Source organism: Nguyenibacter vanlangensis (assembly GCF_013376155.1).
GTDB classification, from domain to species: Bacteria; Pseudomonadota; Alphaproteobacteria; order Acetobacterales; family Acetobacteraceae; genus Gluconacetobacter; species Gluconacetobacter vanlangensis.
The window spans coordinates 1-13,058 of record NZ_JABXXP010000042.1; the positions used below are offsets into that span (position 1 = coordinate 1).

Annotated in this window: 13 protein-coding genes; 3 read left to right on the plus strand and 10 right to left on the minus strand. The window is 65.4% G+C overall.

The genetic code is table 11. The annotated features are described in order from the left end of the window. The 3 genes from HUK84_RS04730 to HUK84_RS04740 form a co-directional block, all read left to right on the plus strand. A partial coding sequence (locus HUK84_RS04730) for a class II D-tagatose-bisphosphate aldolase non-catalytic subunit (RefSeq protein WP_176639233.1) occupies positions 1-697 on the plus strand: 697 nt, incomplete at its 5' end. A 14-nt stretch (positions 698-711) separates the two neighbouring features. Continuing rightward, positions 712-1,554, plus strand: a complete 843-nt coding sequence (locus HUK84_RS04735; protein WP_176639234.1) for an L-iditol 2-dehydrogenase — start codon at positions 712-714, stop codon at positions 1,552-1,554. A gap of 68 nt (positions 1,555-1,622) precedes the next feature. Then, on the plus strand, positions 1,623-2,966 hold the full coding sequence (locus HUK84_RS04740; RefSeq protein WP_176639235.1) for an ABC transporter substrate-binding protein: 1,344 nt from the start codon (positions 1,623-1,625) through the stop codon (positions 2,964-2,966). A gap of 75 nt (positions 2,967-3,041) precedes the next feature. On the opposite strand, the gene HUK84_RS04745 is transcribed toward HUK84_RS04740, so the two are convergent. From HUK84_RS04745 to HUK84_RS04790, 10 genes are all read right to left on the minus strand, one after another. Beyond that, positions 3,042-3,815: an SDR family NAD(P)-dependent oxidoreductase gene (locus HUK84_RS04745; RefSeq protein ID WP_176639236.1), complete on the minus strand. Its 774-nt coding sequence runs from the start codon at positions 3,813-3,815 to the stop codon at positions 3,042-3,044. 28 nt (positions 3,816-3,843) lie between these two features. Next, positions 3,844-4,950 (minus strand): ABC transporter ATP-binding protein, encoded by a 1,107-nt coding sequence (locus tag HUK84_RS04750; protein WP_176639237.1) that lies wholly within the window; start codon positions 4,948-4,950, stop codon positions 3,844-3,846. A gap of 39 nt (positions 4,951-4,989) precedes the next feature. Beyond that, the gene (locus HUK84_RS04755; RefSeq protein WP_176639238.1) at positions 4,990-5,817 is read right to left on the minus strand and encodes a carbohydrate ABC transporter permease; all 828 of its coding nucleotides are present in this window, start codon (positions 5,815-5,817) and stop codon (positions 4,990-4,992) included. A 4-nt stretch (positions 5,818-5,821) separates the two neighbouring features. Next, positions 5,822-6,709, minus strand: a complete 888-nt coding sequence (locus HUK84_RS04760; protein WP_176639243.1) for a carbohydrate ABC transporter permease — start codon at positions 6,707-6,709, stop codon at positions 5,822-5,824. Positions 6,710-6,769: 60 nt separating this feature from the next. Beyond that, positions 6,770-8,401, minus strand: a complete 1,632-nt coding sequence (locus HUK84_RS04765; RefSeq protein ID WP_176639239.1) for an FGGY-family carbohydrate kinase — start codon at positions 8,399-8,401, stop codon at positions 6,770-6,772. A 192-nt stretch (positions 8,402-8,593) separates the two neighbouring features. Then, positions 8,594-9,490, minus strand: coding sequence for a fructose bisphosphate aldolase (locus HUK84_RS04770; protein ID WP_176639240.1), 897 nt, complete (start codon positions 9,488-9,490; stop codon positions 8,594-8,596). A gap of 181 nt (positions 9,491-9,671) precedes the next feature. Further along, positions 9,672-11,150, minus strand: a complete 1,479-nt coding sequence (locus tag HUK84_RS04775; RefSeq protein ID WP_176639241.1) for a M81 family metallopeptidase — start codon at positions 11,148-11,150, stop codon at positions 9,672-9,674. Between the two features lie 44 nt (positions 11,151-11,194). Next, positions 11,195-11,599, minus strand: a complete 405-nt coding sequence (locus HUK84_RS04780) for a RidA family protein (protein WP_246285392.1) — start codon at positions 11,597-11,599, stop codon at positions 11,195-11,197. After that, positions 11,587-12,636 (minus strand): D-TA family PLP-dependent enzyme, encoded by a 1,050-nt coding sequence (locus tag HUK84_RS04785; protein WP_176639242.1) that lies wholly within the window; start codon positions 12,634-12,636, stop codon positions 11,587-11,589. Before HUK84_RS04785 ends, HUK84_RS04780 begins: the two co-directional genes overlap by 13 nt. Positions 12,637-12,665: 29 nt before the next feature. Further along, positions 12,666-13,058, minus strand: a 393-nt coding sequence (locus tag HUK84_RS04790; protein WP_218064217.1) for a GntP family permease, incomplete at its 5' end; no start/stop codon positions are given.

Sequence of the window (13,058 nt, forward strand, 5' to 3'; positions counted from 1 at the left end):
CGCCGCGCTGGCCACCTGGCGGATCCACCAGGCCGCCTTCGCCGAACACGCGCCCGCCGCCTGGTCCCGGGTGCTGGGCCTCGTCGTGCAGCCCGGGGTGGAATTCGGCCATGACGACGTCGCGATCTACCGGCCCGACCGCGCCCGGGCCCTGTCGGCCACGCTGGACCACATGCCCGGCCTGGTGTTCGAGGCCCATTCGACCGACTACCAGCCGGACACCGCCCTGGCCTCACTGGTGCGGGATGGTTTCGCCATCCTCAAGGTCGGCCCCGAACTGACCTTCGCGCTGCGTGAGGCACTGTACGGCCTGGACGCGATGTCGGGCTTCCTGCACCCTGGCGCGCCGTCGCTGCGCGATACGATGGAACGCCTCATGCAGGCCGCTCCCGCGCATTGGGCCGGCCATTATCCCGGCGCTCCGGACGCCCAGCGCCTGCTGCGCCATTTCAGCTACAGCGATCGTATCCGGTATTACTGGCCGACGGCCGAGGCCGGGGCCGCGGTACAGGCGTTGCGCGCACGCCTGTCATCCGCCCCCCTGCCCCCAACCCTGGTCAGCCAGTACCTGCCGCGCCTGTACGATCGCGTCCGATCCGGCGCCCTGCCGGCTACCCCCGACGCTCTGCTGCTTCAGGCGGTCGGGGACGTCCTGGATCGCTACGGCCATGCCGCCGGCGATCCCCCAGCCAAGTAAGAAAGACAATAAAAATGGCCAACCCCAAGCCATTGGCGGGCAAGACCGCACTGATCACCGGGGCTGCGCGCGGCATCGGCAAGGCGATCGCCGCGCGCTATGCCCAGGAAGGCGCGCATGTCGTCATCGGCGATCTCAACGGCGACGGCGCCGCCGCGACGGCCGCCGCCCTGGACGACGGATATCCCAGCGACGGACAACCCGGCGGCGGACATTCCGGCATCGCGCTGGACGTCACCCGCCAGGACTCGATCGACGCGGCGATCGCCCATGTCGTCGGCCGCCACGGGCGGCTCGACATCCTGGTCAACAATGCCGGGATCTTCGACCTGGCCCCCACGGTCGAGATCACGCGCGACAGCTACCGGCGGGTCTTCGCGGTGAATGTCGAGGGATTGCTGTTCACCCTGCAGGCCGCCGCCCGCCAGATGATCGCGCAAGGCAAGGACGGTGAAGGCCAGGGCGGTAAAGGCCGGGGCGGCAAGATCATCAACTTCGCCTCTCAGGCCGGCCGGCGCGGCGAGGCCCTGGTCGCCGTCTATTGCGCGTCCAAGGCCGCCGTGATCTCGATCACCCAGAGCACCGGCCTCGACCTGATCAAATACGGCATCAACGTCAACGCCATCGCCCCCGGCGTGGTGGACAACGAGCATTGGGACGACGTGGACCGCCGCTTCGCGCAATACGAACATCTGCAGCCCGGCGAAAAGAAGCGCATGGTCGGCGCCGCCGTGCCGTTCGGCCGCATGGCCCGGCCCGAGGAAATCGCCGGCCTCGCGGTGTTCCTCGCCTCGCCCGACGCCGACTATATCGTCGCGCAGACCTACAATATCGATGGCGGCAACTGGATGAGCTGACCGCCGTTCTTCTTCCGCGCGTTCCCGACGACAACAAGAAAAACAAGAAAAGAAAAATGACGACAGACATGAAAAAACCGGTCCTGCGGACCTTCGCCCTCCTCGCCGGCGGGGCAGCCTCCCTGGTCGCCGTCTCCCTGGCCGGCCTCGCCACGGCCCGCGCCGACACGACCCTGACCATCGCCACGGTCAACAACGTGCAGATGATCGAAATGCGCAAATTGTCGCACGTGTTCGAAACCGCCCACCCCGACATCCACCTGCAATGGGTCACGCTCGAGGAAAATGTCCTGCGCCAGCGCGTGACGACCGACATCGCGACCCATGCCGGCCAGTTCGACATCCTGACCATCGGCAATTACGAGGTTCCGCTCTGGGCGAAACTGGGCTGGCTGGACAAGTTCGACAACCTGCCCGCCGCGTACGACGCGGGCGACATCATCGCGGCCGTGCGCGACAGCATCAGCTATCAGGGACAGCTCTACGCCCTGCCCTTCTATGCCGAAAGCGCGATGACCCTGTACCGCAAGGACCTGTTCGCCAAGGCCGGGATCACCATGCCCGCCGCCCCGACCTATGACCAGATCCGCGACTTCGCCGCCAAGACCACGGACAAGGCCGCCGGCATCTACGGCATCTGCCTGCGCGGCAAGCCCGGCTGGGGCGAGAACATGGCCTATGTCACCACCCTGGTCACGGCCTTCGGCGGCCAGTATTTCGACCGGGACTGGAAGGCCACGATCGATACGCCGGCCTGGCATGACGCGCTGGCCTATTATACCGGCGTCATGACCAAATACGGCCCGCCCGGCGCCAGCGCCAACGGGTTCAACGAAAACCTCTCCCTGTTCGTCACCGGCCATTGCGCCATGTGGATCGACGCCACCAGCGCCGCCGGCACCGTGTTCGACAAGAAGCAGAGCAGCGTGGCCGACCAAGTCGGTTTCGCCGCCATGCCGACCGGCGTCTTCAAGGGCGGCCCGACCTGGCTGTGGTCATGGAACCTGGCGATCCCGGCGACCTCGACCCATGCCGATGCCGCGCGCACCTTCATCGAATGGGCGACGTCCAAGGAGTATGTGCAACTCGTCGCCAAGACCGACGGGTGGGTGAACATCCCTCCCGGCACCCGCACCTCGTCCTACCAGTCGCCGGAATACCAGAAGGTCGCGCCGTTCTCGGACTTCGTCCTCCAGGCGATCGAACACTCCAACCCTTCCGGTCAGACCGCGCAGCCCCGCCCCTATGTCGGCGCGCAATTCGTCGATATCGCGCCCTTCCAGGGCATCGGCACCCAGATCGGCCAGATCGTGGCCGCCATGCTCACCGGCGCGACCAGCCTCGATGGCGGGCTGAAATCCGCCAACGCCATCGCCAATCGCGCGATGCGCCAGGCCGGCTACCAGAAATGACCTCCAGCCGGACCTGATCCAACAGGACCGGGGGATCCAACAGGACCGGGCGGCACGCCGCCCGGTCCGCCTCGCCTACCAGACCGTGAATCCGGCATCGACATTGACGACCGCCCCGGTCATCAGGCTGGCGGCATCCGACGCCAGGAACTGCACCACCGACGCCACTTCGTCCGGCTGTCCCACCCGGTGCATCGGCGTCCCCTCCAGCCAGGCGTCGTACAAGCGCGGATTCTCCATGCCGAAGCGCGTCAGCGTCGTCTCGATATAGGTCGGCGCCACCGCGTTCACCCGTATGCCGCGCGTCGCCCACTCCGCCGCCAGCGAGCGGGTATATTGGTGCACCCCGGCCTTCGACGCGTTATAGGCCGCCTGTTCCTGCGGCTTGTTGACGATCTGCCCGGACATCGACCCGATATTGACGATCGCGCCGCCCCCCTGCTCCAGCATTATCCGCCCGAAGGCCCGGCAGCAGCGAAAGATGCCGTTCAGGTTGATGTCCACCTGCTTCAGCCATTGCGCATCGGTCATGTCCTCGGCCCTGACCTCGGAAATGCAGATCCCGGCATTGCAGACCAGGATATCCACATGTCCCTCCTCCGCCTTCAACCGGGCGGCCAGCGCGTCCACGCTTTCGGTGCTGGTCACGTCCAGCGTCGCCCCCGCGACATCCAGCCCCCCGGCCCGCAATTCGGCGGCGGCACCCTCCGCCAGCCGGCCGTCCAGGTCGGCGATGATCACCCGCGCGCCGAATTCCGCCAGCGCCGTCACGCAGGCCAGGCCGATATTCTGCGCGCCGCCCGTCACCACCGCCGTGCGGCCGTCCAGGCGCAACTTTTGCGTGTACATACGATCCGATTCCTCTCGATATCCGCCCTCAGGGCCCGACCAGCAACGGGTGCGTCGCCGAATGATCCAGCGCCATGCCGTCGGCGTCGAACAGGTGGCAATGTTCCGGGTCGGGGGCGACGCTGACCGGCGTGTCGGGCCTGTCCGCATTGTCGCCGCCGGTCTGCACCACGATCTGCGTCCCGTCGGACAGGCGCACATGCAGCAGGGTGGCCGCCCCCAGCCGCTCGCTGATCTCCACCAGCCCCTGCGTGGTACCACCGTCATGCAGCCCGACATGCTCGGGCCGCACCCCCAGCGTGACGCTGGCCCCCGTCTCCAGCGCCGTGCCGTCCATCGGCAGGACCACGGTCAGCGGCCCGGTCGTCACCGTGATCTCCCGGTCCGACCGCGCCACCACGCGCGCCGGCAGCAAATTCATCGCCGGCGATCCCATGAACTGCGCGACGAACAGGTTGCGCGGGCGGTGATACAGCTCCAGCGGCGTGCCGATCTGCTCGACCACCCCCTTGCGCAGCACCACGATCCGGTCGGCCATCGTCATCGCCTCGACCTGGTCATGCGTCACATAGATGGTCGTGGCCCCCAGCCGGCGATGCAGGGTCGCCAGTTCCACGCGCATCTGCCCGCGCAGCGCCGCATCCAGGTTGGACAGCGGCTCGTCGAACAGAAAGACCTTGGGGTTGCGCACGATCGCCCGCCCGATCGCCACGCGCTGCCGCTGGCCGCCGGATAACTGCCCCGGCTTGTGGTTCAGATAGGGCTCCAGTTGCAGGATCCGCGCGACGTCGGCGATGCGGTGCCGCCGCTCGGCCTCCGGCATGCCGGCCAGGCGCAGCGAGAATTCCATGTTCCGGTACACGTTCATGTGCGGATACAGCGCATAGGACTGGAACACCATCGCCAGCCCCCGCTCGGCCGGCCCCATGTCGTTCACCCGCGCGCCGTCGATCAGCAGGTCCCCCGCGCTGATCTCCTCCAGCCCCGCGATCATGCGCAGCAGGGTCGATTTGCCGCAGCCGGACGGCCCGACGAAGACCACGAATTCCCGGTCCCGGATCGTCATCGAGACCCCTTTGATGATCTCCTCGTCCGAATAGGTCTTGCGGACGTCCCGCAACTCCACTGTCGCCATGACACCCCCCGTTCTTGTTGTTTTTATTGAATGATCCGGCTACTTCACCGCGCCGAAGGTCAGCCCCCGGACCAGTTGCTTCTGGCTCAGCCAGCCGAACACCAGGATCGGCGCCACCGCCAGCGTCGACGCCGCCGACAATTTGCCGAAGAACAGCCCCTCGGGCGACGAGAAGGACGCGATGAAGGTCGGCAGCGGCGCCGCCGACGAGGATGTCAGGTTCAGCGACCAGAACGCCTCGTTCCAGCACAGGATCATCGACAGCAGGCCGGTCGAGGCGATCCCCGGCAGGGCCAGCGGCAGCAGCACCTGGGTGATCTCCTGCCAGCGCGTGGCGCCGTCCATCCGCCCGGCCTCCAGGATCGGCACCGGCACCTCGCGGAAGAAGGTGTACAGCATCCAGACCATGATCGGCAGGTTGGTCAGCACATAGATCACCACCAGCCCGGTACGGGTATCCAGCAGTCCCGTATTGCGCGCCAGCAGATAGATCGGCACCAGCACGCCGACCGAGGGCAGCATGCGGGTGGACAGCATCCACAGCAGCGTGCCGCGCGTGCGCGGCCCGGGATGAAAGGCCATGGCATAGGCCGCCGGAATCGCCAGCAGCAGGACCACGATCGTGGCCAGCACGGATATGGCGATGCTGTTTGCCGCGAAATGCCAGTAATTCTCCTGCGCGAACACCTCGCGATAGCTGGCCAGGGTCGGGTGGAAGATCAGTTGCGGCGGGGTCGAGATCGCATCGGCCTCGCTCTTGAAGCCGGTCAGCCCCATCCACAGGATGGGAAAGAAGACCCACAGCGCCACGGCCCAGGCCAGGGCGCCGATGGCCGCGCGCTTCACTCTCGCATGACGGGCAGGCATGGCGTCAGGCCTCCAGGTTGCGGGCGACGGCGCGCAGCAGGAACGCCGCCACGATATTGGCGATCACGATGGCCACCACGCCCCCCGCCGAGGCGCCGCCCACATCGAATTGCAGCAGCGCGCGGGAATAGATCAGGAAGGCCAGGTTGGTCGACGCTACCCCCGGCCCGCCGGCCGTGGTGACCGCGATCTCGGCGAACACCGCCAGCAGGAAGATCGTCTCGATCATGATGACGACGGTGATCGCCCGCGCCAGGTGCGGCAGGATGATGAAGCGGAATTGCGCCAGCGGCCCCGCGCCGTCCATCCGCGCGGCCTCCTTCTGTTCCGAGTCCAGCGACTGGATCGCCGTCAGCAGGATCAGGATCGCAAAGGGCAGCCATTCCCACGCCACGATCATCACCAGCGTCGCCAGCGGATAGTTCGACAGCCAGTCCACCGGGGTCAGCCCGACCGCCCGCATCATGGCGGAATAGACGCCATAGATCGGATGCAGCATAAGGTTCTTCCACAGCAGGGCGGACACGGTCGGCATGATGAAGAAGGGCGAGATCACCAGCACCCGCGCCACCCCGCGCCCCAGGAACGCCTGGTCGAACAGCACGGCCAGCACGGTCCCCAGCCCCACGGTGATCGCCAGTACCCCACCGACCAAAATCGCAGTATTCAAAAGCGCGGTCAGGAAATCCGGATCGGTCAGCAAATACCAATAATTATTGACACCTGAAAATCCATGCAGCGTCGGATCCACCAGGTTGTAATTACGTGTCGAATACCACAACGTCATCGCCAGAGGAACCAGCGACCACACCAGAAGAAGCACAACAGCCGGCGACAGCAACATGCCGGCACCATGCCTCTTCCTGCCCAACGCCCGCCCCCGCAGGTTCATGACGAACCCGACATGCCTCACGGCTCCATCCATGATCCGCTCCCCAAAACCAACTTTCCACTACTTTCCCATGATCCGCCGATAATCCATCTGATCCCTGTACATCCGCCTGAAGACCTCCAGCTTCGCCTCATGAAACGCCCGCGTCGCCCGATCCGGCCGCACCTCCGCCCCAACCCGACTCATCGCCGCCATCGCCACGCCGATCGACGGATACACATCCCCCGCCACCGCCCCCAGAATGGCGCTCCCCAGCAAGACGGCATCCGGTTCCTCGGGCAGCAAAATCCGGCACCCCGTGGCATTGGCATGCTCCCGGACGAACACCGGGTTCCTGGTCCCGCCGCCGGTCGCCAAAATCGTGTCGATCGCATAGCCCTGCCGATTCAGGGCCTCGATAATGTCGCGCGTGCCGTACGCCAGCCCCTGGATGGTCGCCAGATAGAGCCGCGCCAGATCCTCCTCGCTCGCGGACAGGGTCAATCCGCTGATCATCCCGCGCAGGTCCGGATCGGCATGCGGCGAGCGGTTGCCGTGAAAATCCGGCATGACGTGCAAGTCGCGCGTTTGCGCGCCCGCCGGCCCCGCGCCGTCCATCATGGCCAGAATGCCGTTCAGTACCTGATAGACCGTCCGATCATCTTCCTCGGCCCGCCGGCGCAGCGCGTCAGATGCCGGATGCGTGGCAATGATGAAATCGACCAGGCTGCCGGTCGCGGACTGCCCCGCTTCATTCAGCCACATGCCCGGCACCATGGCGTCGAAATAGGGGCCCCAGATTCCGGGCACGAAACGCGCATCCGGTGATACCGTCATATGACAGCTCGATGTTCCGCCGATCAGCGCGAGGCGGCGATCGAACGAAGCGGCCCCGCCGGCCTGCGGCGCAGCGCCGATAAGCCCGATGCCGCCCGCATGTGCGTCGATCGCCGATACGGCGACGGGAATCCCCCGGGGAAGGCCCAGTTCTTCGGCCGCTTCCGCGCACAAGCCGGCTCCGACACGGCCGCCCAGGGGACGGATATCGGTGCCGATGCGGCAATAAGCCTCATCGGCCAGCACGCCCAGCCCGATGGACCGGAAATAGGAGTCATCCCACCGATCCTGATGCGCCAGATAGGTCCATTTGCAGACAGTCGAACAGCGCGAGCGCGAATCGGCGCCCGTCGCACGCCAGGTCAGGAAATCAGGCAGATCGAAAAAATAGCCCGCGCGGTCGAATTGGTCAGGAAGATTCCTTTTTATCCACAATAATTTCGGCGTTTCCATCTCGGGCGAGATCACGCCGCCGACATAACGCAACACGTCGAAGGATCTCGAATTGATTTCCGCCGCCTCGGCAAGGGCACGATGGTCCATCCACAGAATCACGTCCTGGCCGGGCGCCCCGTCCATGTCGACGGACAGAGGCGCGCCGTCGCGGTCCAGCATCACCAGCGAGCAGGTCGCGTCGAACCCGATGCCGCGCACATTCAAAGGCCCTGCGACATTCTGCCTGGCCGCCGCGATCGCCGCGGCGACGCTGTCGCACACGGCCTGCCAGATATCGATCGAGGATTGCTGCACGTGTCTCGGGCGCGGATGCCATGTCCGTGTCGACTTGCTGCCCGCACCGAGCTTCCGGCCATCGGTGGTGAAAATCCCGGCACGGGCACTGCCGGTACCGACATCGACCCCTAGTACGACATCCATGTCCGAGGTACTCGTTTTTATTATTTTTTATAACCCTATCGGGTGCGCCGCCAAACCGCAATATATGCAGGAATAACGGTGGAGTGATGAAAGGAAATCCATCACTTCCGGCATGCGTCGGCCTGATCGGCATAGACGGACGGCCCGCGCCTTCCCCCATCCGTGACGGATGGGGGAAGGCGGCATTGGGCTTCAAAGCTTGACGGTGGACGCCTGGTAAATTTCGTCTATCGCCGCCGCCAGTGTCGCGTCGAACACCTCTTCGCTCATCGTATATTTCAGATCGTCGACCAATGCGCGCGAGAAGCTGGCGATCATGCCGTGATTGGCCGACAGGCGCCTGCACGCGTCGGCCCGCGTATAACCGCCCGACAACGCGACGACGCGCTGCACGCGCGAATGCGTCATCAGATCCAGATAAAGATCCGGTTTTTCGGGAATCGTCAGCTTCAACATGACCGGATAACTGCCAGGCAGCGCGTCCAGGCCCCTTGTCAGTTCTTCCAGCAGAATCGCTTCGGCGCCCGCCTTATCGGGGCTCTTGATCAGGACCTCCGGCTCCAGGATCGGGACGAGGCCGTGGGCTGCGATCTGCTCGGCCAGATCGAATTGCTGCTTCGCAATCGCGGCGATGCCTTCGCGATCTGGGAGATTGATGACCGAGCGTTCCTTGGTGCCGTACACGCCCAGCTTCACCGCACGGGCAAGCAGGTCGTCCAGGCCGGGGATTGGCTTCATCAGGCTGACGCCGTTCCGTTCGGGCTCCAACCCCTTGTCGACTTTCAGAAACGGCACGATCCCCCGATCTTCCCAGAGGAAGCTGGGGACGGGCTTGCCTTCCGCCAAGCCGTCCATCGTACGCTCGAACAGGATGGCCGCGATGACCTTGTCCCCGCTGAAAGACGGCGCCGTCATGATACGCACGCGCATCTCGTGCATCAGCCGGAACATTTCCTCTTCGCCGTCATAGGCGTTGTCGGGGATGCCGTAATGGCGCAGGGCGCCGGGGGTCGAGCCGCCGCTTTGGTCGAGAGCGGCGATAAACCCCGGTTTTTTCGCCATTTGCGCCGTCATTCCATCATTGGACATGATATTCCCTTCCCGGTGGGTTTGGCGGCATGATTGACGGGCAGGGCCGGAAATTCAATCCTGAAACCGCCTGTCCGACGACGCCGATCACCGAAAGATGATGCATTCCACCGAACAGGGCGGCCGTCCGCCGCTGTGTCGGTCCGCCGCGGCCCGCGATTCCGTTTGAACGGAATCTGCCCTATGTCTCGGCCCCGTGCGGATCTTCGTGGCGCGGCCAGATGGCGCGCGTCAGCTTGCGGTATCGCGTCCTTCGCGGATCGGACGGATAATGGGTGCCGGCATCGACATACAGAATTTCGGCGGCGATCGGCTTGAATGCCGCATGGAAATGATTTGTCGATTTCACCAGCAGATAGCGCTTGGCGGCGATATCGATATCCAGGCCGGCGAATATATCCGGGTCGAAAGCCTGGGTACGGTTGGTGTTCAGGATTATGTCGATGTGCGTGCTGGCCGGCCGCACCACCGCGCTTGCGCCCAGCGGTACCCGGCTGGCGCCGAAACTCTGCCAGGCTTCGGCCACGACACGCCGCACGATCACGTCGGCATCGATCGGTTCTCCGGCGCCGGGACCGCTTTTGCCTCCAAACCGCAAGGCGATCCGCGCGCCTTCGCCCGCGGCCTGGCAGAACATGACCGCGATCGGGTCCCAGATCGTCCCGACCGCGATGTCGTCCATCCCGGCCTTCATCATCGCATCGAGTATCAATGTGCCGTCGCCCGCCACGCCGCCGCCGGGATTGTCCCATATGTCGGCCAGCACCACAGGCGCGCCGGCGGTCGCGGCGGCCCCGGCGGCACGGACCAATGCCGGCCCGATCCCCAGTTTCGGCATGCTGGTCGTACCGCGCATGGCGAACAGGGCGTTGCCCGTTTCCCGGGCCAGCCGCTTGCCGCGTTCCGGTGCATTGTCGGTGACGATCGCGATCCGCGTCCCCAGTTCGGGCACGTCGCCCGCCAGAAAGCCGTGGATGATCGAGGCGCTGAGGATCCGATCCTGGCCTTCCAACGCGCGCAGGCGGTCGACGAAGCCGCGCATCGGCTGCTGGCTGGTCGGCAGGACGTCGATCATCCGGCAGTCGAACGTGGATATGACCGGCCGGATTTCGCGCCGGGCCGCCCGCAGCATCAGATCCACGGCCTGTTCGGCGCGCGCGACGAAATCCGTGTGCGGAAATTCCAGGAAGGCGTTCAGGATATCGAGATTCTCCACGCGTTTCGGAGTCAGGTGACTATGCGGATCGAAGGTCGCGCCGATCACTGTGTCCGGCCCGGCGATCGCACGTGCGCGCGCGATCAGGTCGCCCTCGCAATCGTCCTCGCCTTGCGCCACCATGGCGCCATGCAACCCCAGCACGATGGCATTTACCGGCAATGCGGCACGCAACTGCGCCAATATCTCGTCGCGCAGGCTTTCAAACGTCTCGCGCTGCACCAGGCCGCCCGGCTCGGCCCATGTTGCGGTCCCTTCGATCAATGTGAATCCGTCCCGCCGCGCCCGATCGCGCAGGACCGGAAAGACGGCCGAGCACAAGGTGGGGGTTGGCGGATGCGCCCCCGGCGGCGCATAGAAGGCGGACAGGAAACTCGACCGATCGGTGGGTATCGGCGAGAACGTATTGGTTTCAGTCGCCAAGGACGCGACAAACACCCGCATGATATGACCCCGTCAGGTTCCCGTGTGATTTCGGATTTGCCGGCCTAAAGCGGACGATAGGCGACAACGTCGATCTCGACCGCGATATCGATCATCAATTTGGCCTCGACGGTCGTGCGGGCCGGTGGCTCGGACGGAAACCAGGCGGCATAAGCCTGGTTGAATGCATCGAAATCCTTCGCGTCGCTGAGAATGGCGAAGGTCTTGACGACGTCGGTCATCGCGCATCCGGCCAGTTGCAATGCGGAGGCGATGTTCTCCATCACCGCATGCGTCTGTTCGATCACGCCGCCGGCAACGATCTTGCCATCCCGGACCGGGACCTGGCCGGAGACAAAGACAAAATCACCCGCACGCACCGCCGGGGAGAGGGGAACATGCGCCGCCCCGAATATTTTCTTGATCATTGGCTTGTCCTGTTTCACTGGCGTCTGAATCAGGTCACGCATCCGCGCGCCGCGACGGTTACGGCGTCGACGACGCGATCACCGGATACGACATAGACCTTGTCGAACAGGTTGCTGACGACGCAGGCATGATTGGGCACGATGCGGACCCGGTCGCCGATCCGCGGCAGGCCGCCGCCGCGTAGGATACCGTGCTCTTCGCTGAGTCCGGTGAGCGTCGCGTCGGGACAGGACAGGACATGGCCGAACCCGTCCATGCCCAGCAGATCGCTGGTCAGGGATTTGGTGCCAGCGTCGATGATGGCGCGGTTCGGCGTTGGTTTGCTGACAATGGTGGAGAGAACGGTCAGCGCGCATTCGTCGAGCCGGGCCGCGCCGGCGGCGACCTGCGAGCGGTCCATGTAGATATAAGTACCGGGTCGATATTCCGTCAGGCCGGGAAGCGTGTGCGCGCGCCACAGATCCGGGGTGCCGCCGGCGGAGACGACCGGCAGCGGGATGCCTGCTGCGTCGAAGCGTGCCGAGGCGACGGCGAGCCATTCGGCCGCGAGGGCGGTCTTGCCGGCAGCCGGATAGGTCATCACGCCGCCGAACCGCGCCCCGGTGCCGCCATCGAGCATTTGCGCCAGTGCCACGGCTTCGTCCGGGGTCTGGACGCCGCAGCGGCCGCCGCCGGTGTCGCATTCGATCAGGATGTCGAATTGTACGTCGGCGGCGCGGGCCGTGCGGAGATAGCCGGCGATGGTGTGGGCGCTGTCGGCGGCGACGGTCAGTTTCACGCGGCGGGCCAGGGCGGCGAGGCGAGCGAGTTTGTCGAAGCCGATGATGTTGTAGCTGACCAGGATGTCGTCGAGGCCGGCGTCGGCCATGATCTCGGCTTCGCCGAGTTTCTGGCAGGTGATGCCGCGGGCGCCGGCGGCAACCTGCATGTGGGCGAAAGTTGGGATTTTATGTGTTTTGACGTGAGGACGCAGGGCGAAACCGTGTGAGTTGGCATAATCCTGCGCCCGGCGGATGTTGGCGGTGACGCGGTCGATATCGATCAGGACGCAGGGCGTCGGCAGGGTGGCGAAGGGCATCGTCGTCTCCTTGTCTGCGCAAGTCATTGTTATATATTGTATATTATAGCGGCGGCCAGGGCCATGAGGGAAATCAGCGTCTCGATGCAGGACCAGGTCAGCAGGGTCTGGCCGACCGAGAGGCCCAGATATTCCTTGACCTGCCAGAAGACAGGGTCGGTGACCGGCCCGAAGGCGACCGATCCGGCGCCGGTGGCCAGGACGAGGGCCTCGGGCGCCGCCAGGCCGGCCTGATGCGCCAGGGGGGCGAGGATGCCGGCGGCGGTGCTCATCGCCACGGTGGCCGAGCCGGTGGCCAGACGGATGATCGCCGCCAGCCCCCAGGCCAGCAGCAGCACGGGCATGTGCATCCGCAGGGCCAGCGCGGTCAGCACCCCCGAGATGCCGGAATCGATCAGGGCGCGGCCGAAGCCGCCGCCGGC

Excerpts from the sequence above, each read along its gene's own strand:
- HUK84_RS04760 (WP_176639243.1), bottom strand. The coding sequence starts at position 6,709 with ATGAACCTGCGGGGGCGGGCGTTGGGCAGGAAGAGGCATGGTGCCGGC.
- HUK84_RS04770 (WP_176639240.1), bottom strand. The coding sequence starts at position 9,490 with ATGTCCAATGATGGAATGACGGCGCAAATGGCGAAAAAACCGGGGTTT.
- HUK84_RS04735 (WP_176639234.1), top strand. The coding sequence starts at position 712 with ATGGCCAACCCCAAGCCATTGGCGGGCAAGACCGCACTGATCACCGGG.
- HUK84_RS04785 (WP_176639242.1), bottom strand. The coding sequence starts at position 12,636 with ATGCCCTTCGCCACCCTGCCGACGCCCTGCGTCCTGATCGATATCGAC.
- HUK84_RS04765 (WP_176639239.1), bottom strand. The coding sequence starts at position 8,401 with ATGGATGTCGTACTAGGGGTCGATGTCGGTACCGGCAGTGCCCGTGCC.
- HUK84_RS04745 (WP_176639236.1), bottom strand. The coding sequence starts at position 3,815 with ATGTACACGCAAAAGTTGCGCCTGGACGGCCGCACGGCGGTGGTGACG.
- HUK84_RS04775 (WP_176639241.1), bottom strand. The coding sequence starts at position 11,150 with ATGCGGGTGTTTGTCGCGTCCTTGGCGACTGAAACCAATACGTTCTCG.
- HUK84_RS04740 (WP_176639235.1), top strand. The coding sequence starts at position 1,623 with ATGAAAAAACCGGTCCTGCGGACCTTCGCCCTCCTCGCCGGCGGGGCA.
- HUK84_RS04750 (WP_176639237.1), bottom strand. The coding sequence starts at position 4,950 with ATGGCGACAGTGGAGTTGCGGGACGTCCGCAAGACCTATTCGGACGAG.
- HUK84_RS04755 (WP_176639238.1), bottom strand. The coding sequence starts at position 5,817 with ATGCCTGCCCGTCATGCGAGAGTGAAGCGCGCGGCCATCGGCGCCCTG.
- HUK84_RS04780 (WP_246285392.1), bottom strand. The coding sequence starts at position 11,599 with ATGCGTGACCTGATTCAGACGCCAGTGAAACAGGACAAGCCAATGATC.